The sequence below is a fragment of the Rhizobacter sp. genome, from assembly GCF_032229685.1.
GTDB lineage: Bacteria > Pseudomonadota > Gammaproteobacteria > Burkholderiales > Burkholderiaceae_C > LMDS01.
On record NZ_JAVTWP010000048.1, the window covers coordinates 43,133 to 68,704 of the forward strand.

At 67.4% G+C, this 25,572-nt stretch carries 26 protein-coding genes; all 26 read right to left on the minus strand.

Annotated elements, in window-relative coordinates; all coding sequences use genetic code 11:
• Positions 1-7: 7 nt before the first annotated feature.
• The gene (badI, locus tag AC30PD_RS23770; RefSeq protein WP_448169604.1) at positions 8-799 is read right to left on the minus strand and encodes a 2-ketocyclohexanecarboxyl-CoA hydrolase; all 792 of its coding nucleotides are present in this window, start codon (positions 797-799) and stop codon (positions 8-10) included.
• 13 nt (positions 800-812) lie between these two features.
• Positions 813-1,607 (minus strand): SDR family NAD(P)-dependent oxidoreductase, encoded by a 795-nt coding sequence (locus tag AC30PD_RS23775; RefSeq protein ID WP_489538179.1) that lies wholly within the window; start codon positions 1,605-1,607, stop codon positions 813-815.
• A gap of 112 nt (positions 1,608-1,719) precedes the next feature.
• Positions 1,720-2,667: a Bug family tripartite tricarboxylate transporter substrate binding protein gene (locus AC30PD_RS23780; RefSeq protein ID WP_489538180.1), complete on the minus strand. Its 948-nt coding sequence runs from the start codon at positions 2,665-2,667 to the stop codon at positions 1,720-1,722.
• Positions 2,668-2,830: 163 nt separating this feature from the next.
• A complete protein-coding gene (locus AC30PD_RS23785; protein ID WP_489538181.1) occupies positions 2,831-3,589 on the minus strand; it encodes an SDR family NAD(P)-dependent oxidoreductase in 759 nt (252 codons plus the stop codon).
• The gene (locus AC30PD_RS23790; RefSeq protein ID WP_489538182.1) at positions 3,586-4,761 is read right to left on the minus strand and encodes an aromatic ring-hydroxylating oxygenase subunit alpha; all 1,176 of its coding nucleotides are present in this window, start codon (positions 4,759-4,761) and stop codon (positions 3,586-3,588) included. The genes AC30PD_RS23785 and AC30PD_RS23790 overlap by 4 nt, the downstream gene beginning before the upstream one ends.
• A 186-nt stretch (positions 4,762-4,947) precedes the next feature.
• Entirely contained in the window at positions 4,948-5,946 is a 999-nt protein-coding gene (locus AC30PD_RS23795) for a flavin reductase (protein ID WP_489538183.1), read from the minus strand.
• Positions 5,943-6,098: a hypothetical protein gene (locus AC30PD_RS23800; RefSeq protein WP_489538184.1), complete on the minus strand. Its 156-nt coding sequence runs from the start codon at positions 6,096-6,098 to the stop codon at positions 5,943-5,945. The genes AC30PD_RS23795 and AC30PD_RS23800 overlap by 4 nt, the downstream gene beginning before the upstream one ends.
• Positions 6,099-6,318: 220 nt before the next feature.
• Positions 6,319-7,503: an acetyl-CoA C-acyltransferase family protein gene (locus AC30PD_RS23805; protein ID WP_448169597.1), complete on the minus strand. Its 1,185-nt coding sequence runs from the start codon at positions 7,501-7,503 to the stop codon at positions 6,319-6,321.
• Positions 7,504-7,552: 49 nt separating this feature from the next.
• Positions 7,553-7,849, minus strand: coding sequence for a hypothetical protein (locus tag AC30PD_RS23810; RefSeq protein ID WP_489538185.1), 297 nt, complete (start codon positions 7,847-7,849; stop codon positions 7,553-7,555).
• 50 nt (positions 7,850-7,899) lie between these two features.
• Positions 7,900-9,114: a CaiB/BaiF CoA transferase family protein gene (locus tag AC30PD_RS23815; RefSeq protein WP_489538186.1), complete on the minus strand. Its 1,215-nt coding sequence runs from the start codon at positions 9,112-9,114 to the stop codon at positions 7,900-7,902.
• A 16-nt stretch (positions 9,115-9,130) separates the two neighbouring features.
• Positions 9,131-9,811 carry a dienelactone hydrolase family protein gene (locus AC30PD_RS23820; protein WP_489538260.1) on the minus strand — a complete coding sequence of 227 codons (681 nt, stop codon included), beginning with the start codon at positions 9,809-9,811 and terminating at the stop codon, positions 9,131-9,133.
• Positions 9,812-9,881: 70 nt separating this feature from the next.
• Positions 9,882-11,093 (minus strand): MFS transporter, encoded by a 1,212-nt coding sequence (locus AC30PD_RS23825; protein WP_489538187.1) that lies wholly within the window; start codon positions 11,091-11,093, stop codon positions 9,882-9,884.
• Positions 11,093-12,244, minus strand: a complete 1,152-nt coding sequence (locus AC30PD_RS23830) for an acyl-CoA dehydrogenase family protein (protein ID WP_448169592.1) — start codon at positions 12,242-12,244, stop codon at positions 11,093-11,095. The genes AC30PD_RS23825 and AC30PD_RS23830 overlap by 1 nt, the downstream gene beginning before the upstream one ends.
• A gap of 21 nt (positions 12,245-12,265) precedes the next feature.
• The gene (locus AC30PD_RS23835; protein WP_448169591.1) at positions 12,266-13,678 is read right to left on the minus strand and encodes an MmgE/PrpD family protein; all 1,413 of its coding nucleotides are present in this window, start codon (positions 13,676-13,678) and stop codon (positions 12,266-12,268) included.
• 16 nt (positions 13,679-13,694) lie between these two features.
• A complete protein-coding gene (locus AC30PD_RS23840) occupies positions 13,695-14,357 on the minus strand; it encodes a glutamate mutase L (RefSeq protein WP_489538188.1) in 663 nt (220 codons plus the stop codon).
• The gene (locus AC30PD_RS23845; RefSeq protein ID WP_489538189.1) at positions 14,354-15,331 is read right to left on the minus strand and encodes a Bug family tripartite tricarboxylate transporter substrate binding protein; all 978 of its coding nucleotides are present in this window, start codon (positions 15,329-15,331) and stop codon (positions 14,354-14,356) included. The genes AC30PD_RS23840 and AC30PD_RS23845 overlap by 4 nt, the downstream gene beginning before the upstream one ends.
• Before the next feature lie 25 nt (positions 15,332-15,356).
• On the minus strand, positions 15,357-16,559 hold the full coding sequence (locus tag AC30PD_RS23850) for an acyl-CoA dehydrogenase family protein (RefSeq protein WP_489538190.1): 1,203 nt from the start codon (positions 16,557-16,559) through the stop codon (positions 15,357-15,359).
• Positions 16,556-17,536, minus strand: a complete 981-nt coding sequence (locus AC30PD_RS23855; protein ID WP_489538191.1) for a branched-chain amino acid ABC transporter permease — start codon at positions 17,534-17,536, stop codon at positions 16,556-16,558. The genes AC30PD_RS23850 and AC30PD_RS23855 overlap by 4 nt, the downstream gene beginning before the upstream one ends.
• Positions 17,533-18,420: a branched-chain amino acid ABC transporter permease gene (locus tag AC30PD_RS23860; RefSeq protein ID WP_448169586.1), complete on the minus strand. Its 888-nt coding sequence runs from the start codon at positions 18,418-18,420 to the stop codon at positions 17,533-17,535. The genes AC30PD_RS23855 and AC30PD_RS23860 overlap by 4 nt, the downstream gene beginning before the upstream one ends.
• Before the next feature lie 12 nt (positions 18,421-18,432).
• Positions 18,433-19,617 (minus strand): ABC transporter substrate-binding protein, encoded by a 1,185-nt coding sequence (locus AC30PD_RS23865; protein ID WP_489538192.1) that lies wholly within the window; start codon positions 19,615-19,617, stop codon positions 18,433-18,435.
• 85 nt (positions 19,618-19,702) lie between these two features.
• Complete coding sequence (locus tag AC30PD_RS23870; protein ID WP_448169585.1) at positions 19,703-20,923, minus strand: ABC transporter substrate-binding protein; 1,221 nt, start codon at positions 20,921-20,923, stop codon at positions 19,703-19,705.
• A gap of 16 nt (positions 20,924-20,939) precedes the next feature.
• On the minus strand, positions 20,940-21,662 hold the full coding sequence (locus tag AC30PD_RS23875) for an ABC transporter ATP-binding protein (RefSeq protein ID WP_448169584.1): 723 nt from the start codon (positions 21,660-21,662) through the stop codon (positions 20,940-20,942).
• Entirely contained in the window at positions 21,659-22,420 is a 762-nt protein-coding gene (locus tag AC30PD_RS23880) for an ABC transporter ATP-binding protein (protein ID WP_448169583.1), read from the minus strand. Before AC30PD_RS23880 ends, AC30PD_RS23875 begins: the two co-directional genes overlap by 4 nt.
• Positions 22,421-22,458: 38 nt before the next feature.
• Positions 22,459-23,442 carry a Bug family tripartite tricarboxylate transporter substrate binding protein gene (locus AC30PD_RS23885; protein WP_448169582.1) on the minus strand — a complete coding sequence of 328 codons (984 nt, stop codon included), beginning with the start codon at positions 23,440-23,442 and terminating at the stop codon, positions 22,459-22,461.
• Positions 23,443-23,540: 98 nt separating this feature from the next.
• Positions 23,541-24,707 (minus strand): acyl-CoA dehydrogenase family protein, encoded by a 1,167-nt coding sequence (locus AC30PD_RS23890; RefSeq protein ID WP_489538193.1) that lies wholly within the window; start codon positions 24,705-24,707, stop codon positions 23,541-23,543.
• Between the two features lie 38 nt (positions 24,708-24,745).
• The gene (locus tag AC30PD_RS23895) at positions 24,746-25,549 is read right to left on the minus strand and encodes an enoyl-CoA hydratase/isomerase family protein (RefSeq protein ID WP_448169580.1); all 804 of its coding nucleotides are present in this window, start codon (positions 25,547-25,549) and stop codon (positions 24,746-24,748) included.
• Positions 25,550-25,572: the final 23 nt, after the last annotated feature.

Consider the following 25,572-nt stretch of genomic DNA (forward strand, 5'->3'; position numbering starts at 1 on the left):
AGCGGCTTCAGCCCTGAGACTTGCCGAACTTGCGGAAATCGGGCTTGCGCTTCTCCAGGAACGCGCGCACGCCTTCCCTGGATTCGTCGGTGTTGTAGTACAGGCTGAGCGCCTGCATGCCGAGACTGCCGATGCCCCGGATGTTCTCTGTCGCGGCGTTGAACGAGCGCTTTGCGATGGCGATCGCGGTCGGGCTCTTCTCGACGATCTCGCGGCCCCACTTGGCGACCTCGGCGTCGAGCTGGTCGTGCGGCACGACCACGTTGCACAGCCCCATCGCCAGCGCTTCCTGGGCGGTGTAGCGCCGGCACATGTACCAGATCTCGCGCGCTTTCTTCTCGCCGACGACCTGCGCCAGATAGGCCGTGCCCCAGCCGGGGTCGACCGAGCCGACCTTGGGGCCGACCTGGCCGAACACCGCCTTGTCGGAGGCGATCGTCATGTCGCACAACACCGCGATCACGTTGCCGCCGCCGATGGCGTAGCCCTGCACGCGCGCGATCACCGGCTTGGGCACGTCGCGGATCACGCTGTGCAGTTCCTCGATCGGCAGGCCCGCGGTGCCGCGGCCGTCGTACTGGCCGGAGTGGGCCGACTGGTCGCCGCCGGTGCAGAAGGCACGATCGCCGGTACCGCCGATCACGATGGCCGCGATGTTCTTGTCCCAGCCGGCCTTCAGCATGGCGTGCAGCATCTCCTCGACCGTCTGGCCGCGGAATGCGTTCATGACCTCGGGGCGGTTGATCGAGATGTAGGCGATCTGGTCGCGCTCCTCGTACAGGATGTCCTGGTAGCTCATGGCCTTACCCCCGTCAGCCGATCATGCTGTAGCCGCCCGAGACCGACAGCACCTGCCCGGTCACGTGGCCGGCCTTGCTCGACGCCAGGAAGGCGACGGCATTGGCGATGTCCTGCGGCCGGCCGACCTTGCGCAGCGGCAGCGACTTGGCGATCTTGTCGAACTGCTCGGGCGTGAACATGCTGTCGGCATTGCTCCACATGCTGTTGCCGCCGACCTCGTCGGTCGTGGCGGGAATGGTCACGCCGGGGCAGACCACGTTGCAGCGGATGCCGTAGCGGCCGTTTTCCTTGGCGATGGTCTTCATGAAGCTGTTGACCGCCGCCTTCACGCCGCCGTAGACGGCTTCGCGCGGCTCGCCCTGGCGGCTGGCATCCGAGCTGATCGAGACGATCGCACCGCCGTTCTGCTTGATCATCAGGTCGAGTGCGGTCTTGGTGCAGTTCAGCACGCCGACGTAGTTGATGTCGATCACCTTGCGCCAGAAGTCGGGCGTGGTCTGGGTGAAGAACATCAGGTTGTCCCAGCCGACGTTGTTGACCAGCACGTCGACGCGGCCGTGCTTGTCGGTGGCCGCCTTGAACATGGCCTGGACCTGCTCGAGGTTGGTGACGTCGGTCTTGAGCACCTGAACCGATGCGGCGCCGAGCTTGGTGGCGAATTCGGCGGTCTTGTCGGCCTGCGCGGTGTCGACATCGCCGATCGTGATGTGCGCGCCTTCGCCGGCGAATGCCAGCACGATGGCGCGGCCGATGTTGGAGCCACCACCAGTGACGATGACGGATTTTTCCTTGAGTTCGAGATCCATGGGTCTTCCTCTTTCCGATGAGTGCGCTCCAAGCGCGTTGCCCGCGAGTATATCTGTCGAACGATTGTTAGGTAAAGGCGGTCGTCGCCGGTTTTTGCGGAGCCTGGATCGGCTACTCGATCTTGATCCCGGCGGCCCTGATCACCTTGCCGAAGCGGTCGAGGTCGGCGCGGATCAGCGCCCCGAACTGCTCGGGCGAGCGATAGGAAACGTCCAGCCCCTGGGCCGTCAGTTGCTGCTTCACGTCGGGCATCGCCAGGATCTTGCCGATCTGCGCGGAGAGTTTCTCGACGATGTCCGGGGGCGTGCCCGCCGGCGCAAGCACGCCGAACCAGAGTTGGAAGTCGTACTCGGGCAGACCCGCTTCGGCGAAGGTGGGCACATCGGGCAGTGCCGGCAGGCGGCTCTTGCCGGTGATCGCGATCGCCTTGAGCCGGCCGGACTGAATGTGCGGAATCGACGTGACCGGCGTGTCGAAGTTGAGCTGGATCTGGCCGCCGATCAGGTCGGTCAGCGCGAGCGCGGTTCCCTTGTACGGAACATGCTGCATCTTCACGCCGGCGACACTCTTGAAGACCTCGGCGGCGAGGTGCGTCGAGCTGCCGGTGCCGACGGCGGCGAAGTTCAGCTCGTTCGGCTTGGCCTTGGCCAGCGCGATGAACTCCTTCAGGTCCCTGGCCGGCACCGAAGGGTGCAGCACCAGAACCAGTTGTGTCGTGACCATGGACGCCACCGGCGTGAAGTCCTTGATCGGGTCGTAAGGCAGGTTCGCGATCAGGTGCGGCACCGTCGCGTGGGTCGAGGCGGCCAGCGAGATCGTGTAGCCATCGGGCGGCGACCTGACCAGCGCCTCGGAGCCGATCACCGTGTTGGCGCCCGGCCGGTTGTCCACGTTGACCTGCTGGCCCCAGGCCTCGGTCAGCTTGCCGGCAACGAGCCGGGCCACATGACTGGTGCTGCCGCCGGCAGCGTAGGGAACGATGAAACGGATCGGCCTGTTTGGATAACCCGCGGCCGTCTGGGCCTGGCTGTTCGGAATGCCGTACAGCGCCACCAACATGCAGAGAAACACGCGCTGGAGCAGCGTGGATGCTGATCGAGGGCTGACTGCCTGATATCGCGTGACCACGTCTGTTTCCAATCGAAGAGGGACGAGATTGTTCGGGGTCGCCCTGCGGCGACGGTGAGGGTGGTGCGCAAAGCCGACCGACGACCCGGCCGGCCTACAAGAACTCGGTGCCGCCGTCGACCATCAGCGTCTGGCCGGTGATGAAGTGGCTGTCGGCCGAACAGAGGAAGGCGATCGAGCCCACCAGGTCGCCCGGGTCCAGATTGCGCTGGAGTGCCTGGCTGCCGGCGATCGCCTTGGTCACCTGCTCGTGCTTGGCACCGAAGTAGGTCGTCGTGCCTTCGGTCAGCACCAGCGACGGCGCCACCGAGTTGACACGGATCCAGTCGCGTCCGAGTTCGCGCGCCAGGCAGCGCGTGATGCCGATCACCGCGGCCTTGGACACGCCGTAGTCGATGGCATAGGCCATCCCGTGCACGGCCGCCAGCGACGAGATGTTGACGATGCTGCCGCCGCCTGACTTGCGCATGTGCGGCACCGCTGCCTTGCACATCTGCCAGATGCCCTTGACATTGACGTTCATCACGGCGTCCCACTGCTTCTCGTCGATCTGGTCGAAGCGCGCGCCCTTGAGGTCGGCGTACAGCGCGGCGTTGTTGACCAGCGCGTCGAGGCGGCCGAACTCCTTGACGGCCGCTTCGGCGGCGGCGTTGCAGGCGGCCATGTCGGTCACGTCGAGCGCGACCGCGATCGCGCGGCCGCCGGCGCCGCGAATTGTCGCCACGGTGTCGTCGCACGGCCGGACATCGCCGCAGACGATGCCGGCGCCCTCGGCTGCAAGCCGTTCGGCGAAGGCCCGACCGAGGCCGCGCGCGGCACCGGTGACGATGACGACATTGTCTTTCATTCTCATGCTGCGTCTCCTGCTGGGTTGAATTCGCCGATCGCTTGTGCGACCGTGCGTTGGAAGTGGGCCAGCGCCGGTTCGTTGCGCCCGTAGGTCGAATGCGTCTGCGCGCCTGACGAGAAGCCCCGCTGCATGCCCTCGCTGGCGGGGAAGTCTTCTTCGCAGACGGTGCGTATCGTCAGGTCCATGTTGCGCTGCCAGTGGCGTCGCGCGCTGTCCGAGTCGATCGGGTTGGGCACGTGGAAGTCGAGGTACATCACGCACTCGTCGACCTTGCCCGGGACCGGGTAGACGCGCCAGGTTTCGACGTGATCGACCTGCATCACGAACACGGTGTTCGGGAACAGCACGTAGACGATGGTGTGGTGCGGGATCAGGTCCCACTCGCTCTCGGGCAGGCCGCGCTGGCTCTCGAGGCTGCGCCGCGGCAGCACTTCGCGCAGGTGCAGGCCAAAGGGCTTGAACAGACACAGGTTCGGGTAGAACAGCGGCGCCACCGAATTGCGGTGCAGCACGCTGAAGTGGTAGCTCTCGAGGAACGTGTCGATGACCAGCTTCCAGTTCATCTGGCGACGGATCTCGCGCGTTTCGTAGTGGTGGTACTTGTCCAGGCCGAAGGACGCGAACTCGGCATCGAGCGCGCCGAGATGGCGCTGCGCATCGAGCTCAATGCCGTCCGGCCCGACGCTCGGCTGGACCCACAGCATGCCGTGGCGCTCGGCCATCGGCAGCGGCACCAAGCCATGCGCCTCGCGCTCGACACCGGGGAAGTTGCGCTGGTCGGGGATGCCGCGCAGCTGGCCTTCGAGGCCGTACGTCCAGCCGTGGTACGGGCAGACGAAGTTCTTCTGCCGCCCGCAGCCTTCGGCGACCCGCGCGCCGCGATGGCGGCAGACGTTCTGGAACGCTCTTGCCCGGCCGTCGTTGCCGCGCACGACCAGGATCGGAATGCCGGTGTGGTCATCGGTGAAGTGGTCGCCGGGCTCGGGAATCTGGTTCGACAGGCCCATCAGCAACGGGTACTCGCGGAACAGCAGCGCGGACTCGCGCGCCAGCCGTTGCGGGCTGCAATAAGCGGCGACCGGATTGAAGAACACCGACTCGGCGAGATCGGTGGTGCCGGCGTCGATGTGGGCAAAGGCCTGGCGCATCAGTGCGACTTGTTGCTCGTGGTCCATGGATGGCGATTCGCTCGAATTGGGGGTTGGTGTGTCGAGACTCGGTTGGCTCAACTTGTCGACAGGCGTGCCCGCGCCGTCGCGCGCGGTGTCGATCGCGTCCGGCGTGCGCCGCATGACGCGCAGCAGATGTCGGATGCGATCGTTCCTGAACAGCTCGTCTCGTCCTTGATGGCCACGGTGCACTCAGCGGGTTGACCGCAGACGCCGACTCGACACTGAGCCGCCTTGGAGCCTGGCTGCGACCATGCCGCTGGCCAGGCCTGCCAGGCGCGCGCCGATCTCCTCCGGCGCGAGACGACCGCCCTCGCTGTACCAGCGGTGCACCCAGCTGAGCATGCCGGTGATCGCCAGCGCAGCCAGGCCCTCGTCCTCGATCGCGAAGCTGCCGTCGGCTACGCCGCGCGCGATCAGCTGTCGCAATGCGCCGTCGAAGCGGCTGCGCACGGCGTTGATTTCGGCCAGCTTGTCGGGCGCGACGTAGGGCTCGCGTTGCAGAAATTCGCGTGTCGTGCTGGTCTGCGCGATGTTGACCGCCGTGAAATCCTCGACGAAGCGGCGCAGCTGCGCGCCGCAATCGCCGCCGGCGCGGGTGGCGTTGTCGAGCGTGTCGATGCACCTCAAAACGGTATCGCGATAGGCCTCGATCTCGGCCCCGTTCGCCTGGATCAGGCTGGCCCAGTTGCCTTCGAGGTACAGCAGCGGCCTTTCGGTCGGGTTCAGCCGGATCGACTGCACGGCCCCGATCAACAGGTCGTGCGTGCCGGTCTCGACCACGTTCTCGACCCGGCAGTCGAAACACGCCAGACATTGCGCCAGCACCGGCGCGCCGGTGACGAGTTCGGTCCAGTCCGCGCCTTCGAAGCGCGCTTCGCCTTTGAGGGCCTCGGCACCGGCGAAGCGCCCGGCAATCGCCGCCTGGTCGTAGCGCAGCACATTGGCCGCGAACACACCGCTCTCGCGCAGCATCGGGTAGGCACTCGCGCCCCGGTTGACGGCCACGGCGATGCGCGGCGGCTCGGCCGTCAGTGACATCACGGCAGTGGCGGTCAGGCCGTTGCGCGAACCCGCGCTGCGCGTCGTGATCACCAGCACCGCGGCGGCGACCTGGCGCATCGCCTGCCGGTAGGCCTCGGCGCTGACGTCACACGCCAGCGCCGGGTCGTGATCGCGCGGGCGGTTCATGCTGCCACGCGCGCTCCGTCGGTCGCCGTCGCAGCGCGGTCGCTGCCGGGCTTCTCACGCTGCGGCAGCACCTCGTCGGCAAAGGGCTGCAGGTTGCGCGCGGCCATCTCGCAGGGCATGCCACCGACCAGGTTCTGGAAGAAGACGCTCATTCCGACGTGCATGGTGTGCCTCTGGAGGGTGGGCCGATCGGTCTTCGCCTCGCCCCGAAACCACCGCGTTGGAAGGTGATTGGCACCAAATGGCTTGTAACCTGTCAAATGGTAGGCAGGTGCGCGCGGCGTGTCAATTCGGCCTTTTGCCGAGTTGCTTCACTGACTGGCGCGTCGCGAAGGTCACGATGGCCACGGTGTTCCGACAGCGAAGTCTGCGTCAGACGCGCTCGAAGATCGCCGCGATGCCCTGGCCGCCGCCGATGCACATCGTCACCAGCGCGTAGCGCCCCTGGATGCGCTGCAACTCGTACAGGGCCTTGGTGGTGATGATGGCGCCGGTCGCACCGACCGGATGGCCCAGCGAGATGCCGGAGCCATTCGGGTTGACCTTGGCCGGGTCGAGTTCGAGCGCGCGCGTCACGGCACACGCCTGTGCCGCGAACGCTTCGTTCGACTCCACGACGTCGAGATCCCGGGTGGTGAGACCGGCGCGCTGCAACGCCAGGCGCGAGGCCGGCACCGGACCCAGCCCCATCAGCTTCGGGTCGACGCCGGCGTGGGCGTAAGCCACCAAGCGCGCGATCGGCTTGAGCCCGCGGGACTTGACTGCCTCGGCCGTGGCCAGCACCACCGCCGCCGCCGCATCGTTCAGCCCGGAGGCGTTGCCGGCGGTGACCGAGCCGTCCTTCTTGAACGCGGGCTTCATCTTCGCCAGTTGCTCCAGCGTCACGTCGGCGCGGACGTGCTCGTCGGTGTCGAATGCGACCGTGCCTTTGCGCGTGGCGATCTCGACCGGCACGATCTGGGCCTTGAAGCGGCCTTCGGCGATCGCACGTGCAGCGCGTTGCTGGCTTTCGAGGGCCAGCGCGTCCTGCATTTCGCGCGTGATGCCGGCACTCGCCGCAACGTTCTCGGCAGTGATGCCCATGTGGATCGCGTGGAACGGGTCGTGCAGGACGCCGAGCATGTAGTCGGTGGCGTGTGTGTCGCCCATGCGCGCGCCCCAGCGCGCCGCCGGCAGCAGGTAGGGGCCACGACTCATCGACTCGGCACCGCCGCCTATCGCGATCTCGGCGTCGCCCAGCAGCAGCGTCTGTGCCGCCGAGACGATGGCCTGCAGGCCGGACCCGCACAGCCGGTTGACGTTGAAGGCGGGCGTCTCCTGCGGTATGCCGGCCTCGATGGCGGCGACGCGCGCGAGGTACGCGTCGCGCGGTTCAGTCGGGATGACGTTGCCCATCACGACATGGCCGACGTCGGCCGCTCCCGCACCGCTGCGTTCGAGCGCCTCACGCACCGCGATGGTTGCGAGTTGCGACAGCGGCACGTCCTTGAGCGTGCCGCCGAAGCTGCCGATGGCGGTGCGCGCGGCACCCACGATGTAGATTTCTCGAGCAGTCATGTTGTTCTCCGGTGAATGAATGTTGGCATGCGCCCATGCGATGGGCGGACTATGTGCGATGGCCGGCGGCTTGTTCGGCCTGCAGGAACATCGCGATCAGGTCGGCGTCGGCGCTGCGCGAGACAGTCTCGCGACAGTAGTCCCAGTGCTGCGGCGTGATGGCCGCACTCGCCCGCACCGCCGTCGACAGCCGCATGATCGCGAGGCGTGTATGGCCGCACTCGACGCTGCGCGTCAGCAGGGACAGGGCGGAATCCCGGGCGCGTGCCACCGCATCGACGCAGGCGTTCGGACGGCCACCGGCTGCGACCTGGCGCTTCATCTGTCGAATCGGGGGTCTGGGCATGTTGCGCGCGTGGTTGCAAGTGGCAAGTGATCACAATTAGCCGCGGCGCTTCAGACCTGCGCCGACGCCAGCACCCCGGCCTGCGTCAGCCGTGCCACGTCGGCATCACCCAGCCCGAGGTGGCGCTTCAGCACCTCGGCGTTGTGCTCGCCCAGCAGCGGGGCCGGCTTGCCGGTGTGGTGCGCAAAGCCCTGCGCGCGGATCGGCTGGCCGGCGATGGTGACCTCGCCGAGGATCGGGTCGGCCACCGTGCGCACCGTGCCCCGCCCCGCCAGTTGCGGGTGCTTGACGGCCTGCTCGACCGACAGCACCGGCGCGGCCGGCAGGCGAAAGCCAGCGCAGTGCGTCACCACCGCGTCGACGCCTTCGAACCCGGCCATCCAGGTTTCGATGATCGCCACCAGCTCGGCAAGGTGCGCGACGCGGTCCTCGTTGGTCTTGAAGCGAGGGTCGGTCGCCAAGCCGGGCTGGCCCATGGCCTCGCACAGCTTGGGCCACATCGGGCCCGGGATGACAAGGTTCACGTAGCCATCGCGCGCCTTGTAGTAGCCCACCGGCGCGTAGGCGGTCGATTGCGAGCCGCTGCGGCTCGGCTTGATGCTGCCGCCGCTGAGCGTGTGCATCTCGACGTTGGCCTCGTGGCTGCGAAACAGGAAGTCGAGCAGCGACACCTCGACCCGCGTGCCCTCGCCGCCGCGTTCACGGTGGTACAGCGCGGCGCAGACGGCGGCCAGCGCGCTCATGCCGGTGCCGAGGTCGCCGACCGCGACGCCGATCAGCGCGGGCGCGCCGTCGGGGTCGCCGGCCATGCTGGCCACGCCCGAATAGGCCTGGCCCGTGAAGTCGAAGCCCGGCATCTTCGCGAGCGGCCCGTCCTGCCCCAACGCCGACACCGAGGCCATCACCAGGCGAGGGTTCAGCGCATGCACCGCGTCCCAGCCGAAGCCGAGTTTCTCGATCACGCCGGGCGAGAAGTTCTCGACCAGCACATCGGCGCGCTGCAGCAGCCGGTTCACCAGCGCCTTGCCTTCGGCGTGGCGCAGGTCCACGCACAGGCTTTCCTTCGCTGTGTTCTGCTGCACGAAGTAACCGCTGCGCCCGTCGCGCTGCAGCGGCAGGTAGCGGCCCGGGTCGCCAGTGGGTGCCGATTCGACCTTGATGACCTCGGCGCCGAGTTCGGCCATCGCCTGGCTGACCGAAGGTCCGGCCAGGAACTGGGTGAAGTCGACGACGACGACGCCGCTCAACAAATGCTTGCGCTGCATGAAGGACTCCAGTGGGTCAGCCGAGGTGCCGGCCGAAAAAACGCAGCGTGCGGTCCCAGGCCATCTGCGCCCAAGCGGCGTCGTACTGGCTGATCGGGATGCGGCCGCGCCCGACCGCCGTCTCGTTGGCGAAGGCGTGGTAGGCGAGGTAGCGGTGGCCGGTGTAGTCGAGCTTCGCGGCGCGGAACTTCTCCTCCAGCACATCGACCGTGGCGATCGCGAACGCGGCGTCCTGCGTTGCCCAGTGCCCCATCAGCGGCGCGCGGATCTTGCCGGCATCGAGGTGCTCTGGCGAAGGGAAACCGTACCACGCGACGCCGGCATCGACCTCGGGGACGTTGGCGAGCGCCATCAGGGTCAGCACGCCGCCCATGCAGAAGCCCGTGACTCCCACCTTCGGGCAGCGCGCCTTCAGGAACTGCACTGCGCCACGCACATCCTGGGTGGCGGCTTCGCCGAACTTCAGGCTGCTCATCAGGTGGTGCGCCTCTTCGGCCTCGACCGTCGACTTGCCGCGGTACAGGTCGGGCACCAGCGCGACATACCCGGCCGCAGCCAGGCGGTCGGCGACACCGCGGATCTGATCGTTCAGACCCCACCATTCCTGGATCACGACCACGCCCGGGCCGCTGCCGCCCTCGGGTTCGGCCAAGTAGGCGTTCACGGTTTGCCCATCGGGGCGGGGGTAGGAAATCATCGATGCCATGTGCTGTCTCCGTTCGTTCGAATGGGTGCGAAAAAATGGTGCGGCCCGGCAGGTGGCCGGGTCATCCTGTCGCAGGTCGCGGCGACCGCAGCAGGACCAGGCCGCACACCAGGGCCGGCGCGGCCACCGCCACGAAAGCCGCGCCATAGCTCATGCCCGACTGGAGCATGAACGCGAACACCGGCGGCCCGGCCAACACGCCGCCGAAGGTCACGAACAGCGCCGCTGCGGTGGCCGCACTGACGGCGCCGATTGGCGCGCGCCGCGCCACCTCCGCCAGGTACACACCGTTCCAGCCGATGGCGCTGGCGCCAAACACGGCATACAGCAGCAGCAACAGCGGCGTGGGCCAGTGGCCGGCAAAGGCGGAGGCGATCGCGCAGGCGCCCATCGTGCAGCCCATCGCGCCCATCACCGCGCGCGGTCGGCCGCTGCGGTCGGCGAGCGCACCCGACAGCAGGCGCCCGGCGATGCCGGCGCCCTGGGTGACGGCCAGGGTCAGCCCGGCCTGCACCAGGTCGTAGCCCTGCTGCGCGGTGAGGTAGGCGACGAGGTAGGTGCCCAGGCACAGCTGCAGCGCGGCGAAGAAGAACGAGCTCAACGCCAGGGGTCTGCCGGCGCGGTCGGCCAGCGCCATGCGCGCAGGTTCCGCCAGGCTGCCCAGGCCGACCCGCGTTCCCGGCGTGCGATCGACGTCGAAGCCGGCACGCAGCGGTTGCAGGGCCAGCGCGAGCAGCGCGCAGGCGGCGGCGACACACAGCGCGGCCGTGCGCCACCCGCTCCACAGCACGAGTGCTGGCAACAGCGCGCCGGCAAGCACACCGCCGAGTGGCACGCCGCTCTGCTTGACCGAGAAGATCGTCGACAGGTGGCGCGGCGGCGAGACGCGGTTCAGCAGGTGCGAACTGGCCGGATTCAGCGGCCCGTAGCCCATGCCCATCAGTACCGCACCGACGGCCATGCCAGCCACCTTCCCGGTGGCGAGCAGGGCCACTCCGGCGCCGGCGCTGAGCAGGCACAGCTGGGCCAGGCGCAGCGCACCCCAGCGCCGTACCAGCGCGCCGCTGGCCAGGCCGCAGGCCATGCTGCTGGCGTAGATGACGGCGACGAACAGCCCGACCCAGGCCACGGGCGCGCCGATCTCGGTAGCGGCTGCCGGCGCCAGCACCGGCAGCGTGACGGTGGCCATCGACAGCAAGGCCTGGGCCGCGAGCATCGCGGCGACCGGCATCAGCACCCCGCGCCATTCGGCCGTTCCCGGTTCTTCGGGCATCACGCCGGGTGCCGCTGAACGAGCTGGCGCGCGATGATGATGCGCTGCATCTCGTTGGTGCCCTCGCCGATCAGCAGCAGCGGCGCGTCGCGGTAGTAGCGCTCGACGTCGAACTCGGGCGAATAACCGTAGGCGCCATGGATGCGCATGCATTCGAGCGCGTTGTCCATCGCCGCCTCGGTCGCGAAGTACTTGGCCATGCCGGCTTCCATGTCGCAGCGCTCGCCGCGATCGTACGCACGTGCCGCCGCCTCGATCAGCAGCCGCGCGGCCTCGACGCGGGTTGCCATCTCGCCGAGCTTCAGCTGGATCGCCTGGTGTTCGCAGATCGGTTTGCCGAAGGTCTTGCGCTGCTGCGCGTAGGCCACCGCGTCGTGCATCGCGGCGCTCGCCAGGCCCAGGCCGCGCGCCGCAACGTTGATGCGCCCGAGTTCCAGCCCCGACAGCACCTGCTGCAGGCCGCTGCCCTCGACGCCGCCGATCAAGCGATCGGCCGGCACGCGGTAGTTGTCGAACACCAGTTCGCAGGTGTCGATGCCGCGGTAGCCGAGCTTCTTCAGCTTGCGCGAGACGATGAAGCCCGGGCCCTTCTCGGCGATGAACAGGCTCATGCCCTTGTGGCGCGGGTTCGCCGCCGGGTCGGTCTTGACCAGCAGGGCCAGGCAGCCGCCGTGCAGGCTGTTGGTGATCCAGGTCTTGTTGCCGTTGATGACGTAGTGGTCGCCGTCGCGCACGGCGCGCGTGCGGATCGCCTGCAGGTCGGTGCCGGCATCGGCCTCGGTCAGGCCGATGCCACCGCGCAGTTCGCCGCTGGCGAAGCGTGGCAGCAGATCGCGCTTCTGTGCTTCGGTGCCGTTGCGCAGCACCGTCGCCGCCATGATGAGGTGCGAGTTGATGATGCCCGAGATCGACATCCACACCGAGGCGATGCGCGCCACCACCGCGGCGTAGGTCGCGGTGGACAAGCCCAGGCCGCCGTATTCGGCCGGGATGATGCAGCCGAACAGGCCCATCTTCTTCATCTGCTCGACGATCTCGGCCGGGTACTCGTCGGCCTGCTCGAGGCGTTTGACGTGCGGCCGCACCTCGGTCTTCAGGAATCGGTCGATGGCGTCGAGGATCTGGGTATCGTGGTCGGGGTCGGTGGTCATGAGGGATCCAATGGGAGGGTGTCAGCCGAGCGCGGCCAGACCGCGCTGGAGGTCGAGCGCCGCGCAGTCGCGGTCGATCGCCAGCACCAGGTCGCGCACCTGTGCCGCACGTCCGGGTGACGTGACGAGCTGCATGTTGTCGATGAACTTGCGTTCGACATCGGCGTTGACGATCGGGCGGTCCGCGGCGCCGCGGTTGATGTGCTCGCGGTGGCGCAGTTCGCGCCCGTCGTTCAGCGTCACGACCACTTCGCCCGAGTAGTAGGTCGGGAAGGGCGAATCGGGGTCGACCTCGTACTCGACCTTGGCCGCCAGTGCCAGCACCTGCTCGTCACGCAGCGCCGCGTCGTCGAGCTCGGCCAGGCCGAAGCGGCCCTTGGCCAGCGCGGTGGCCACGGTGTAGGGGATGCTGAACTGCGCGTCGTAGCTGTTCTGCGGTCGCTTCTTGGTCGCCACCGGCTCGCACACGGTCTTCACAACTTCCGCGGGCACCAGCGCGCGCACCGATGCGATGTCGGCCACGCGCAGGCCGTGGCGCTTGCGCAGGATCGCCGCCGCGTCGGCGCAGGCATGCGTGAAGTGGCAGGCTGGCAGCGGCTTGACCGTGACCTTGGCGAGCTCCCAGACCTCGCCCAGGCCGCCGGTCGCCAGGCCCAGATCGCATTCCTTGGCGAGCGGGCCGAGGTAGCTGTTGAAGACGCCGAAGCGGCCTTCGTAGGTCGCGCGCGGGCCCTTGAAGCCGTGGCGCGCCAGCGTCGCCGCCGTCACCCCGGCCACGCCGGCCCAGCCCGGGTGCATGCGCTTGGTCCAGGCGCCGTCCTGCAGGAATTCCATGCTGCCCGAGCCGACCGACAGCGCGATGCCCTGCGCCATGGCCATTTGCGCGGCATTCAGGCCGAACAGGCGGCCGGCGACCAGCGTGCAGGCGAAGGCGCCGATCAGGCCGGTGGGGTGAAAACCGACCTGGTGGAAGCCGCCTTTCGCGACCGATGCCAAGCGCGTGCCGACCTCCATGCCGGCGACGTAGGCGGTGAGCAAGGCCTCGCCGTCGAGCCCGGCCTGCGCGGCGCTGCCCAGCGCGCACGGGAAGGTGCTCGCGGTGGCGTGGATCACGCCGGCGGCATGCGTGTCGTCGTAGTCCAGGCCATGGATCAGGATGCCGTTCATCAGCATCGCGTCGCGCATCGAGAGTTTCGTCGCCAAACCGATCACCGGCGTGTTGCCGGCGCCGGCCGAGAGTTCGGTCATCGCCGACAGCGAGCGATGCGCGAAATCGTAGTGGGTCGAGGCGTGCGCGATGCCGACCGCGTCGAGGATCAGGTGGCGGGCACGCTCGAGCACGGCTGGCGGAATCTGCTGCGGCGTCAGGTCGGCGACGAACGCTGCCAGCGTTTCGGCGATGGTCGGTGCGGTGGCGTTGGAGGAGGGTGTCATGGGCGGCCTTTCGAAGTCAGCGGAGCACTATGAGAGAAATCGAGGGCGCCGTCAGAACGATCATCGCGATGCCGTCGATGAACATGCCGAGCACCAGCAGGATTAGGTTCGCCACCCGGCTTCGCGAAGAATGGCTTCGACCTCGTCCTGCGCCGTGCGGTTGCCGGCCACGACGACGAGCGCCCGCAGCTGGGCTGCCGCCAGTGCGCCGGCGCTGCGCACGATGGTCTTGCGCTCGCCGCCGTCGGTCCCGCCACAGCAGGATCATGTCGGGCGCGATACGCAGCAACTCGTCGGTGTCGCGCCGCGACAGCTCGTAGGCGAATGCTCGCAGCACCTTGGCGCCGGCGCCGAGCGCGGCGCGGCGTGCTGCTTCGGCCGTCAGGTCGGGCACCAGGCCGATCGCCACCATGCGCAGGCCGCCGGCAGCGCTGGACGACGCCAAGCGCCGCGAGATGTCGGCGCGCCGCACGCCGCACGCCGCTTCGAGCCGCGTCAGCGCGCGGTCCAGGCCGAGCATCACGCCCTCGCTCACCGTGGTCGGCGACTGGGCCACGCCCACCAGCGTCTCGGCCTCGCAATCGATCGCGACCACCTTGGTGTAGGTGCTGCCGAAGTCGACGGCCAGGGTGATGGGCATGGTGCGCGCTCTGGGAGGTGCCGACGCCGGGCCGATCAATCGAGCTTGACGCCCGCCTTGCGCACCACCACGCCGTAGCGTTCATGGTCAGTCTTCATCGTCTGCCCGAACTCGGCCGGCGTGCTGCCAACCACCTCGAAACCGATTTCGAGCAGGCGGGCGGCCATCGCGGGCTCGCGCACGATGGAGACGATCTCGCGGTTGAGCTTGTCGACGATCGCCTTGGGGGTGCCGGCCGGAGCCAGAAAACCGACCCAGACCGAGAAGTCGAGGTTCGGGACGCCTAGTTCGGCAAAGGTCGGCATGTCAGGCAGCGCCGCCGAGCGCTGCGCCGCGGCCAGCGCGATCGGCCGCAGGGCGCCCGAGCGCACGTGCGGTCGCGCCAGCGGCACGTCGGCGATCGACACCGGCACCTGGCCGGCCACGACATCGGCGAGCGCCGGCGCGCTGCCGCGGTAGGGAACATGGACCATGTCGATGCCGGTGGCGGCCTTGATCGACTCGCCGCCCAGGTGCCCGGCACCGCCGTTGCCCGAAGTAGCAAAGCTCAGCGCGCCCGGCTTGCTGCGCGCCAGCGCAAGGAACTCCGGAAGATTCTTGGCCGGCACCGAGGGATGCACGAACAGGCCCATCGCGATCGAGGCGGCGTGCACGACCGGAACGAAGTCCTTGATCGGGTCGTACGGCAGCTTGGCGTACACGAACTCGTTGATGACATGCCCCGAGTTCACCAGCAGCAATGTGTAGCCGTCGGCCGGCGCCCGCGCCACCAGCGCCGCGCCGATGCTGCCGGTGCTGCCCGGCTTGTTCTCGACCACGGTCGGCTGTCCCCAGCGTTCCTGCAGACGGCGGGCGATGTCACGGGTCAGCACATCGGTGCTGCCGCCCGCCGGGATCGGTGCGATGAAGCGGATCGGCTTGTTCGGGTAGTCGTTCGCAGACTGGGCCGTCGCCGCCAACGGCAGCAACGCCATCGCCAGTGCGGCCAGCGCCATATGGAGGGTCTTGGTCATGTCGTCTCCCGGTTTGGTTGCAGCATCAGCCTCTGAGTAGCTCTTGGGCGATGATCATCTTGCGCACCTCGGAGGTGCCGGCGCCGATCTCGAGGATCTTGATGCAGCGGAACAGGCGGTTGATCTCGGACTCCCAGATGTAGCCGCCGCCGCCGTGAACCTGCAGGGCCTTGTTCAGCACGCGGTTGCAGGCCTCGCCGGCGAACAGGATCGACGCGGCGGTGAGCTTGTGGGCCTCGCCGCGGCCGCCGCCGCCGATCTCGAGTTCGTTGACCTCGGCCAGGGTGCGCCAGACGAACGTTTTCATCGCCTCGGTTTCGGTGTACATCTCGGCCAGCAGCGCCTGCACCATCTGGAAGCTGCCGATCGGCTTGCCGAACTGCACGCGGGTCTTGGCGAACTCGACGCTCAGTTGCAACGCACGCTCGCAGATGCCGACACAGATCTGCCCCGCGATCGCGCGCTCGAGATCGAGCCCGCTCATCACGATCTTCACGCCTTCGTTCTCGGCGCCCACGAGGTTGGCGGCCGGCACACGGCAGTCCTCGAACACGAGCTCGCCGGTTTGGCTGCCGCGAAAGCCCATCTTGACGAGCTTTTGCGCGACCTTGAAACCCGGGAAGTTCTTCTCGACGATGAACGCCGAGATGCCCTTGGCGCCGCGCTCGGGCGCGGTCTTGGCATAGACCAGCAGCACATCGGCGACCGGGCCGTTGGTGATGTAGAGCTTGCCGCCGTTGAGCACGAAGTGGTCGCCGTCGCGGCGCGCGGTGGTGCGCATGCTGCCCAGCGCGTCGGAGCCGGCGCCGGGCTCGGTCAGGCCGAGCGCGCCGATCTGGGTGCCGTTGCACAGGCCCGGCAGGTACTGGCGGCGCTGCGCTTCGCTGGCATTGCGGAAGATGTTGTTGACGCACAGGTTGTCGTGCGCGGCCCAGGACAGGGCCATGGCCGGGTTCCAGCGCGCAAAGGCCTGGCAGACCAGCCCTGAGCTGAACAAGTCCATGCCGGCGCCGCCGTACTCGGGTGGCACGGTCGCACCCATGAAGCCGGCCGCGCCGATCTTGGCGAAGGCCTCGGGCGGCCACCACTCCTCGTCGTCCATGCGGCGCGACAGCGGCGCGAGTTCCTTGCGCGCGAAACGGTCGGCGGCTTCGAGCACGGCGCGGTCGTCGTCGGTGAGACCGAAGGACGCGCCGCGGCGCGCCGATGAAACGACGGTGGAACTCATGTGGTTTTTCCTGAAGTGACCGCCGGCAGCACGCCGCCCGCGGTGGGCCGCGCGGGGCGCGATGGCCAGCGCAGCGAGCCGACGATGCCCTTCTTGAAGAGCAGCACGCAGGCCACGAAGATCACGCCCATCACGACAGTGAACCAGGAGCCGAACGGCGCGAGCAGGTGGTCGAGCGAGACCACGAAGAGGGCGCCGACCACCGGGCCGAACAGCGTGCCCATGCCGCCGACCAGGGTCATCAGCACGACCTCGCCCGACATCGACCAGTGCACGTCGGTCAGCGACGCGAGCTGGAACACCACCGACTTGGTGGCGCCGGCCAGTCCGGCCAGCCCGGCCGAGAGGATGAACGCCACCAGCTTGTGGCGCTCGGCGTTGTAGCCGAGCGAGATGGCGCGCGTTTCGTTTTCGCGGATCGCCTTCAGCACATTGCCGAACGGCGAGTGCACGACGCGGTAGATGAAGACGAAGCCGGCCAGGAAGACCGCGAGCACCAGGTAGTACAGGTTCAGCGACTTGTTCAGGTCGATGGCACCGAACAGCATGCCGCGAGGGATGCCCTGCAGGCCGTCCTCGCCGCCGGTCGCCTTGATCTGCAGGCACAGGAAGAACACCATCTGCGCCAGCGCGAGCGTCACCATCGTGAAGTACAGGCCCTGGCGCCGGATCGCGAGGCCGCCGAAGGCGACGCCCAGCACCAGGCCGAACAGCGTGCCGGCTGCGATGCTCGCCTCGACCGGCCAGTGCAGCACCGTCATCACATAGCCGGTCACGTACCCGGCTCCCCCGAAAAAGGCGGCGTGGCCGAACGACAGCAGGCCGGCATAGCCGAGCAGCAGGTTCAGCGCGCACGCGAACAGCGCGAAACACAGCGCCTTCATCAGGAAGATCGGGTAGACGACCAAAGGCGCGACCAGCCCGATCGCCAGCAGCACGACCAGGCCTGTCTTGTCTCTGCTCCAGGCCATGTTCATTTCTCCTTGCCGAACAGACCGTGCGGGCGCAGCAGCAGCACCACCGCCATCGCGACGAAGATCACCACCGCCGACCCTTCGGGGTAGAACACCTTGGTCAGGCCTTCGACCAGGCCGAGGCCGATGCCGGTGACGATCGAGCCGATGATCGAGCCCAGCCCGCCGACCACGACAACCGCGAACACGACGATCAGCAGGTTCGACCCCATCGTCGGGTTGACCTGGAAGATCGGCGCCGCCAGCACCCCGGCCAGCCCCGCCAGCGCGGCGCCGAATCCGTAGGTCAGCGTCACGAGCAGGGGGACGTTGACGCCGAAGGCCCGCAGCAGGTTCGGGTTCTCTGTGCCGGCACGCAGGTAGGCGCCGAGCCGTGTGCGCTCGATCAGCGCCCAGGTGGCCAGGCACAGCGTGGCCGAAGCGAGCACGACCCAGGCGCGGTAGTTCGGCAGCACCATGAAGCCGAGGTTGGTGGCACCCAGCAGTTGCTCGGGAATCTCGTAGCGCTCGCCCGAGATGCCGAAGCCCTGCCGGAAGCCGCCTTCGATGATCAGCGCCAGCCCGAAGGTGAGCAGCAGGCCGTAGACGTGGTCCGATTTGTACAGGCGCCGCAGCAGCAACATTTCGAGCGCGATGCCGACGACGCCGACGACCAGCGGCGCTAGAAGCAGCGACCACCAGTAGCCGACGCCGAGGTAGTTGGCCGCGCTCCACGCGACGAACGCCCCCATCATGTACTGCGCGCCGTGCGTGAAGTTCACGATGTTGAGCAGGCCGAAGATGATCGCCAGCCCGAGGCTCAGGATGGCGTAGAAAGAGCCGTTGATGAGGCCGATCAGGATCTGCCCGAAGAGCCCCTGCGGCGTGACGCCCAACCATTCAAACACGGTGGTCTGCCTCTACTTCTTCAACAACGGGCACACGCTCTTGTCGGCGGGCAGGAAGGCCTGGTCGGCCGGGATCACCTGGCGCACGGTGTAGTAGTCCCAGGGGTACCTGGACTCGGCCGGCTTCTTCACCTGCATCAGGTACATGTCGTGCAGCATGCGGCCGTCGGCGCGAACCCGGCCGTTCGTGGCGAAGAAATCGTTGACCCGCTGTTCCCGCATCTTCGCCGTCACCGCGGCGGTTTCGTCCGTGCCCGCGGCCTGAATCGCCTTCAAATAGTGCATCACGCTCGAATAGACGCCCGCATGCACCATGTTCGGCATGCGCTTGTTTCGCTCGAAGAAGCGTTTGCTCCACGCCCTTGTCTCGGCGTTCGTGTCCCAGTAGAAGCCGGTCGTCAGGTACATGCCCTGCGTGACCTTCAGGCCCATCGCGTGGACCTCGTCGACGAAGATCAGCAGCGCCGCGAGCGACTGCTTCGGAACCACGCCGAACTCGGTGGCCTGCTTGACGGTGTTGTTCATGTCCGGTCCGGCGTTGGCCATGCCGATCACCTTCGCGCCCGAGGCCTGGGCCTGCAGCAGGTACGAGGACAGGTCGGTGCTGCCCAGCGGATGACGCACACTGCCCAGCACCTTGCCGCCGCCTTCCTTGATGACCGCCGTCGCGTCCTTCTCGAGCGATTGCCCGAAGGCGTAGTCGGCGGTGATGAAGTACCAGCTGTCCAGCCCCTGCTTGACCATCGCGCGGGCGGTGCCGTTGGCCAGCGAGTAGGTGTCGTAGGTCCAGTGGATGGTGTTCGGATTGCAGTCCTCGTTGGTCAGCCGCGTGGTCCCGCCGCCGGACACCAGCACCAGCTTGTTGGCGTCGCGCGCGATCTTCGAGACAGCCAGTGCCGTCGACGAGTTGACGAGGTCGACGATGACGTCGACGTTGTCGCGCTCGAACCACTCGCGCGCGCGGGCCGACGCGACATCGGCCTTGTTCTGGTGATCGGCCGCGACGACCTGGATCGGCTTGCCGAGCACCTTGCCGCCGAAGTCCTCGACCGCCATCTTCGCGGCGTCGACCGACTTGGTGCCGGCCAGATCGGAATACGGGCCGGTGAGATCGTTCATCACGCCGATCTTCACGACGCCGCCCGAGATCTTGTCCTGGGACAGCGCGGTCGTCGATGCCAGCGCAACGGTCAGCATGACTGAAATGCTTCGGAGGTGGTGCATGGGGGTATGTCCTGGTTCGGGAAGGGCGTGCGGGACAGGGTGTCTTCGCCGGATGACGCTACTTCTTCAGCAGCGGGCAGGCACTCTTGGCCGGGGGCAGGAAGGCCTGATCGCCCGGGATGACCTTCAGCACCTTGAGGTAGTCCCAGGGCACCTTCGATTCGGCCGGGGTCTTGACCTGCACGAGGTACATGTCGTGGACCATCCGGCCGTCCTCGCGGATGCGGCCGTTCTTGGCGAAGAAGTCGTTCACCGGCGTCGCCTTCATCTGCTTCATCACGTTGCCGGCATCGTCGGTGCCGGTCGCCTTGATCGCGAGCAGGTAGTGGTTGACAGCTGAATACACGCCGGCCTGGATCATCGTCGGCATGCGCTTGTGGCGTTCGAAGAAACGCTTGCTCCAGGCCCGGGTCTCGGGGTTCAGGTCCCAGTAGAAGCCGTCCGTGTAGACCATGCCCTGGGTTGTCTTCAGGCCCATCGCGTGGATGTCGGTCATCATCATGATCATCGCGGCGACGCGCTGCTTCGGGCTGATGCCGAATTCGTTCGCCTGCTTGATCGAGGTCACCAGGTCATTCGAAGCATTGTTCAGACCCACCACCTTCGCGCCGGAGGCTTGCGCCTGAAGCAGGAAGGCCGAGAAGTCGCTGCCGGGGAAGGGGTGGCGCACGGAACCCACGACCTTGCCGCCGGCGGCGCGAATCGCCTCGCTGGCGTCCTTTTCCATCGACGTGCCGAAGGCGTAGTCGGGCGTGATGAAGAACCAGCTGTTGGCGCCTTCCTGCGTCAGCGTGCGCGCGGTGCCGTTGGCCAACGCGTAGGTGTCGTAGGTCCAGTGGACGGTGCGGTCGGTGCAGTCCTCGTTCGTCAGCCGGTTCGTACCACCGCTCGACACCAGCAGGATCCTGTCCTTCTCCTTGACGATCTTGGCGACCGCCAGCGCCGCCGCCGACATCGGCAGGTCGACGATGACGTCGACCTTGTCCTGCTCCAGCCACTTGCGCGCGATGCTGGAGGCCACATCCGGCTTGTTGACCATGTCGGCGACGACGACCTCGATCGGCACGCCGTTCACCTTGCCGCCGAAGTCATCGACCGCCATCCTGGCGGCGAGCACCGCACCGGGCCCGGCGAGGTCGGAGTAGATGCCGCTGAGGTCGGTCATGACGCCGATCTTGATGACGCCGTCCGAGATCTTCGCGGTCTGCGCGACGCCTGGCGCTGCCAGGCAGGTGGCGACCACGAGTGCGCCGACGAGTTTCTTGAGCTTTGCGTTCATGCCTGTCTCCATTGCTTCAAACACCCAGGTGCCGCTCGATGAGCGCGGCCTTCGAATCCAGTTCGGCGCGCTCGACGGTCTCGACGATGCGCCCGTGCTCGACGATGTAGTAGCGGTCCGCGAGCTCCTCGACGAAGCGGAAGTTCTGCTCCACCAGCACGAGGGTCAGGCCGCGCGCCTTGAGGCGCTCGATCGCGTGCCCCAGTGCTTCGACGATGACCGGCGCCAGGCCCTCGGTGATCTCGTCGAGCAGCAGCAGTTGCGCGCCGGTGCGCAGGATGCGCGCCAGCGCCAGCATCTGCTGCTCGCCGCCGGACAGCCGCGTGCCTTGGCTCTTGCGCCGCTCGCGCAGGTTCGGAAACATCTCGTATATTTCGTCGAGCGACATGCCGCCGGGGCCGATCGTCGGCGGCAGCAGCAGGTTCTCTTCGGCCGTCAGGCTGCTGAAGATGCCGCGCTCTTCGGGGCAGTAGCCGATGCCCAGCCGCGCGATGCGTTCGGTCGGCAGGCGGATCGTCTCGTGCCCGTTGATCCTGATCGAGCCGCTGCGGCTGCCGACCAGCCCGAGCACCGCTTTCAGCGTGGTCGTGCGGCCGGCGCCGTTGCGGCCCAGCAGGCAGACGACCTGGCCGCGCTCGACCGTGAAGTCCATGCCGTGCAGGATGTGGGTCTCGCCGTAATGCGCATGCAGGTTGGTCACCTGCATCGCCGGCCCCGATGTGCTGGTGAGGGCCGTCATGCCTTGGTGCCCATGTAGGCGCTGCGAACCCGCGCGTCGCGCGACAGCTCGTCGTACGAGCCTTCCGCCAGCACGCTGCCGCGCTGCAGCACGGTGATCGTGTCCGACAGGTCGGCGACCATGCGCAGGTTGTGCTCCACCATCAGCACGGTGCGGTTGACGGCAACCTTGCGGATCAGCGCGATGACGCGCCCGACGTCTTCATGGCCCATGCCGGAGGTTGGCTCGTCCAGCAGCAGCAGTTCGGGGTCCATCGCCAGCGTCGTCGCCAGTTCGAGCGCGCGCTTGCGCCCGTACGACAGATCGGCGGCCACCGCACCGGCATGGCCGGCGAGGTCGACCTGTTCCAGCAGATCGACGGCCCTCGCGTTCAGGCTGCGCAGCGAACTCTCGGAACGCCAGAAGCGGTAGGAGTTGCCGAGCCTGTTCTGCAGCGCGACTCGCACGTTGTCGAGCACCGTCAGGTGCGGGAACACTGCGGAGATCTGGAAAGAGCGCACCAAGCCGCGCCGCGCGACGACGTCCGGGCGCAGCGTGGTGATGTCCTGGTCATTGAAGCGAATGCTGCCGCGTGTCGGGCTGAGAAAGCGCGTCAGCAGGTTGAACATCGTCGTCTTGCCAGCGCCGTTGGGGCCGATCAGCGCATGGATGCTTCCGCGGCGAACGCCGAGGTCGACGGCGTCGACCGCCAGGAAGCCCTTGAACTCCTTGCTGAGCTTGCGGGCTTCGAGGATCAGCGGAACGGCGGTGTCGGGCATCGGCGTTGCGGGTCGTGGGCGGCGGTCGTCGGTCGGACTCACTCGACCTGCACGCCGAGCGATTTGATCAGCGGGCCCCACAGGGCCAGGTCGGCGACGATGGCGCGCGCGACCTCGTCGGGCCCGCCGAAGTTGACGTCCAGGCCGAGTGCGCTGAGGCGATCGCCGGTGCCCGGCGTCGCCAAGGCTTTCTCGGTCTCGGCCACGAGGCGCTGCTGGATCGGCTTCGGCAGGCCGGCCGGTGCCATCAGGCCCATCCAGCCGCTGAACTCGTAGCCCGGCACGCTTTCGGCGATGGCCGGCAGGTCGGGAAACAGGCGATGCCGCTTGCGGCCGGTGGTTCCGAGGGCGCGCAGCTTGCCGGCGCGCAGGTGCGGTGTGGAGGTGTTGGGCGCGTCGAACATGAACTGCAGCCCACCGCCGAGAAGGTCGTTCATTGCCAGCGCGCTGCCGCGGTAAGGCACGTGGGTCATCGTCACGCTGGCCTTGATCGCCAGCAGTTCGCCCGACAGGTGGTTCGATGACCCGATGCCGGCCGAGCCGTAGCTCAACGATCCGGGCTTGGCTCGAGCCGCGGCCAGCAACTCGTCCAGCGTGCGGAACGGGCTGCTGGCATTGACCACGAGCAGGTTGACGTAGTCGCACAGGCGCGCGATCGGCGTCAGGTCGCGCACCGGGTCGTAGCCGACGTTCTTGTACAGGTGCGGGCTGATGCCGAGCGAGCCAGTGTGGGCGAAGCCGATCGCGTAGCCGTCGGCGGGCAGCTTGCTCAGGCGCGCGACGCCGAGCGTGCTGCCGGCGCCGGGGATGTTGTCGATCACCACGGGCTGGCCAAGCTGCTCCTGCAGGCGCGAACCCATCATGCGGCTGACGATGTCGGCCGGGCCACCGGCAGCGAACGGCACGATGAAGCGCACCGGCTTGCCCGGGTAGGGATCCTGAGCGGCGGTCTCGCGCGCGGCCAGCAGGGCAGGGCCGACGGTGGCGAGCGCCAACGCGAATTGGCGGCGCGAAACAGACATCTTTTATCTCCCTCTCATCCATGATTGACCGGGCGCGTTTCCCGGCCACGCGACGCGCCGATGCCGGTGGAGGCAGACGCGGTGGACGGAGTGCCGGTTCAGTACGAGCGCGGCAGGCCCATCACATGCTCGGCGATGTAGTTCAGAACCATCTCGCGGTTCAACGGCGCCGTGCGCAACAGCCGTACCAGGCCATACAGGTCGTAGATCCCGTATTCCTTCGTGAATCCGTTGCCGCCGTGCGTCTGAATGGCGGCATCGACGGCGTGAATGCCGGCCTCGGCACCGGCGTACTTGGCGATGTTGGCGAACTCGCCCGCCGGCTGGCCCCGATCGAACGCCCATGCCGCCTTCAGTGCCATCAACGAGGCCATCTCGATCTCGCTGCGTGCGATTGCCAGCGGATGCTGCACGCCCTGGTAGGCACCGATCGGTGTGTTGTTGAACAGCTTGCGCTCGTTGGCGTAGGCCACCGCCTTCTTCAGCGCGAAGCGGCCGATCCCGGTGCACATTCCCGACAGGATGATGCGCTCCGGGTTGAGCGTGTCGAACAGGATGCCGAAGCCCTTGTTCACCTCACCGAGCACATCGTCCTCCGTCAGCGGCACGTCGTCGAAGAACACCTGCCACTGCGTCTCGGGTACTGGGAACGCAACCGGGATCAGCGTCATGCTGATGCCCTTTTTCTTCATGTCGACCATGAAGATCGTGAAGCCGTCGGTCTTCTTCTTCACGTCCGAGCGCGGCGTGGTGCGTGTGATGACCATCGCGTAGTCGGCGCGGTTCGCGTCCGTGATGAAGACCTTCTGTCCGGTCAGACGGAAGCCGCCCTTGCCGTCCGGTTTCGCGGTGGTGGTGATCTCCATCGAGTTCGAACCGGCGTTGGGCTCGGTGATGGCGAAACAGAACTTGATGTCGCCGGCGCATCCGCCCGGCAGCAGGCGGCGCTTCATGGTCTCGCTGGCGTGCTTGGCCAGCAGGCCCATGGTCATGGTGGGGCCGACCACCAGGTTCAGCAGCGGGATGCCGTTGTTGGCGAGCCCCTCCATGAACAGCAGCATCTCGGTCATGCCTTGGCCGGCACCGCCGTAGGCCTCGGGCACCATGATGCCGAGGAAACCGTCGTCGGTGATCTGCTTGTACAGCTCGGCCGGCGGTTCGCTCTTTTCGGCGTAGGCTTTCCAGTACTTGTGGTCGAAGCGTTGCGACACGCGGTCGCCGTACTCGTAGATCATCCGCTGTTCTTGGGTGAGCTCGAAATCCATGCGCTACTCCTGTGAAGTGATGCGATGCCGTGGTGGGCTCAGACCTTGGCCGACGGGAAGTTCGCTGGGCGCTTCTCGCGCACCGCGGCCACGCCTTCCTTCACGTCGTCGCCAAAGAAGCACAGCATCTCCATGGCCAGCGAGCTCTCGAAGATCGGCCGCGCCATGTGCATCCACCCGTTGAGCGAGCGCTTCGTGAAGCGGATCGCCTGCTGGCTGCCCGAGGCGAGCTTGTTGGCCACTTCCATCGCCTTGTCCATCAGCTGCGCGCGGGGCACGCAAAGGCTCACCAGGCCGATGCGCTCGGCCTCCTTGCCGGAGACGAACTCGGCCGTCATCAGGTAGTACTTGGCCTTGGCCATGCCGCACAGCAGCGGCCAGCAGATCGCGGCATGGTCGCCGGCGGCCACGCCGAGCTTGACGTGGCCGTCGGTGATCTTCGCTTCCTCGGCAATGATGCTGATGTCTGCCATCATCGCCACCGCAAGACCCGCGCCGACGGCCACGCCATTGATTGCAGAGATCACCGGCTTCTCGCAGGCCATCACGTTGTAGACGATGTCGGAGGCCTCGTTCATCACGTTGCCGATGGCTGCGGGGTTGCCGACCATGTCGGTCACCCAGCTCAGATCGCCGCCGGCCGAGAACGCCTTGTCGCCGGCGCCGGTGATGACCACCACCTTGGTCTTCGCGTCGTCGTTGGCCACGCCCCACACCTTCGTCAGCTCCCAGTGCAGCCGCGCGTTGGTGGCGTTCATCACTTCCGGCCGGTTGATCGTGATCAGCAGGATGCCGTTGGGCTTGTGGTCGAATTGGAGGAACTGGAAGTCGGAGTAGTTCATGCTGGAGTCCTGTTGAAAATATG